Consider the following 2,150-nt stretch of genomic DNA (forward strand, 5'->3'; position numbering starts at 1 on the left):
GGGATGGGGGTGGGGGCCGGTCGCACCGACGGGCGCGCCACTGGCCGTCGCACCGTCGGCCGTCGCGCCACTGGCCGTCACACCGCCGGTCGCCTCGCCGCTCATTCCGCGGTTCCCTTCGGCGCGCGGCCCGCGCCGGGTGGGCCCGCGAAGGCCTGTGCGATGTCCAGCCAGTGGTCGGCGTCGGAGCCCTCCGCCCGTACCGCGAGGTCGGCGCGGTGGGCCCGCTGAGTGACGAGGAGGCAGAAGTCGAGGGCGGGGCCGGTGACGCGCTGGGCGGCGTCCTCGGGACCGTATGTCCACACCGCACCGGAGGGTGCGGTGACTTCGACGCGGAACTCCTCCTCGGGCGGGGTGAGCCCCCGTACCCCGAAGGCGAAGTTCCGGGCCCGCACACCGATGCGCACCACATGCTGGAGTCGATCTGTGGGTGGTCTCATCACATGCAACGTGTCCGCGATGTCCTGGCCGTGGGCCCAGGTCTCCATGAGCCGGCCCGTCGCCATTGAGGCGACCGACATGGGTGGCCCGTACCAGGGGAAGCGTGTCCCGGTGGGTGCCGCGCGCAGGGCCTTCTCCAGCGACTCCCGCCCGGCGCGCCACTCGGTGAGGAGCCGGGCCGGGGGCAGCGTGGCCCCCTTCTCCGCGCCCTCGTCCACGAAGCCGTAGGGCGAGGCCGCCGCTTTCTCGACCTCCAGGGCGAAGGCCGCGGCATCGGTCACGGCGAGCAGGGCGGCCCTGTCGGTCCAGGCGAGGTGCGCGATCTGGTGGGCGACGGTCCACCGCGGCGCGGGAGTCGCCAGCGCCCAGCGATCCGCACCCAACTTCCCCACGAGTGCGTCGAGTTGCTCGCTCTCCTGGCACAGATCGTCGATCACGGACGACGGGTCGGACACGATGGCGCTCCCCTCGGGGCACGACGGTGTGCGGCGCGTGCCGCGGTGTGCGGGCCGCGGCGGTGCGCTCTGGAGCATGGCAGCGGCCGAAGAAACAATCAAGCGTGCTTGCATTGATTTTCCCGCACACGGGGACTCGCGCAGGGCAGCGGGTGGGGCCGGCGTGCGGCGGGTGAGGCTGGTTTACGGCGGGTGAGGCCGGTGTCCGGTGGCTGGGGCACCCGTGCGCTCCAGCCCGAGCGCGAATTCGGCCCGAGACCGCAGTCGGCCCGAGACCGCGGTCGGCGCACGCCTCCGGTCAGCCCACGTTTTTGGCTTTGCCCCGCCCCACCTGTGTCCGCACCGCGCCCATGCTCGCCGCGATGACCAGGGCGATCGCGAGCCCCTCTGTGACGGACAGGGTCTGGCTCAGGATCAGGAAGCCGGCGATCGAGGCGACGGCCGGTTCCAGGCTCATCAGGATCGCGAAGGACGAGGCCGGCATGCGGCGCAGGGCCAGGAGTTCCAGTGTGTACGGGAGGACGGAGGAGAGGATCGCCACGGCGGAGCCCAGGGCGATCGTGGTCGGATTCAGGAGCTTGTCGCCGGACTCGATGAGGCCCAGGGGCAGGAACAGCACGGCCGCGACCACCATGGCCAGCGCCAGGCCGTCGGCTTGCGGGAAGCGGCGCCCCGTACGTGCGCTGAAGACTATGTACGTGGCCCACATGGCGCCGGCCGACAGAGCGAAGGCGACGCCGACCGGGTCGAGGCTGCTGAAGCCTCCGCCGCCCAGCAGGAAGACGCCGCCGAGGGCGAGGCCGGCCCAGACGAGGTTGACGACTCGGCGGGAGGCGAGGACCGAGAGGATCAGGGGGCCGAGCACTTCGAGCGTGACGGCGGGGCCGAGCGGGATGCGGGCGACCGACTGGTAGAAGAGGCCGTTCATCGCGGCCATCGTGGCGCCGAAGACGACGACCGTGCCCCAGTCGGCGCGCGAGTGCCCGCGCAGCTTGGGCCGGCAGATGACCATCAGCACGATCGCGGCGACCGCCAGCCGGAGCATCACCACGCCGAGCGCCCCGGCGCGCGGCATGAGGCTCACGGCCAGCGCGCCGCCGAACTGGACGGAGATTCCTCCGGCGAGTACGAGACCCACGGAGCCGAGCGTCGCCGCGGACCCCACCCCCACCCCCGACCTCGATTCCGATTCCGATTCCGAACCGGGCTCCGGCCCCAGGCCCGGAGCGGTTGCGGGGACAGTCGGGGTGGGGG

At 72.7% G+C, this 2,150-nt stretch carries 2 protein-coding genes; both read right to left on the reverse strand.

Translation table 11 applies throughout. The annotated features are described in order from the left end of the window. Positions 1-101 precede the first annotated feature (101 nt). Positions 102-896 (reverse strand): TIGR03084 family metal-binding protein, encoded by a 795-nt coding sequence (locus AOK01_RS37915; RefSeq protein ID WP_055519851.1) that lies wholly within the window; start codon positions 894-896, stop codon positions 102-104. Positions 897-1,194: 298 nt separating this feature from the next. Further along, positions 1,195-2,067, reverse strand: a complete 873-nt coding sequence (locus AOK01_RS37920) for an EamA family transporter (RefSeq protein ID WP_245702586.1) — start codon at positions 2,065-2,067, stop codon at positions 1,195-1,197. Between the last annotated feature and the right edge of the window lie 83 nt (positions 2,068-2,150).

Source organism: Streptomyces aurantiacus, from assembly GCF_001418335.1.
Lineage (GTDB): Bacteria > Actinomycetota > Actinomycetes > Streptomycetales > Streptomycetaceae > Streptomyces > Streptomyces aurantiacus.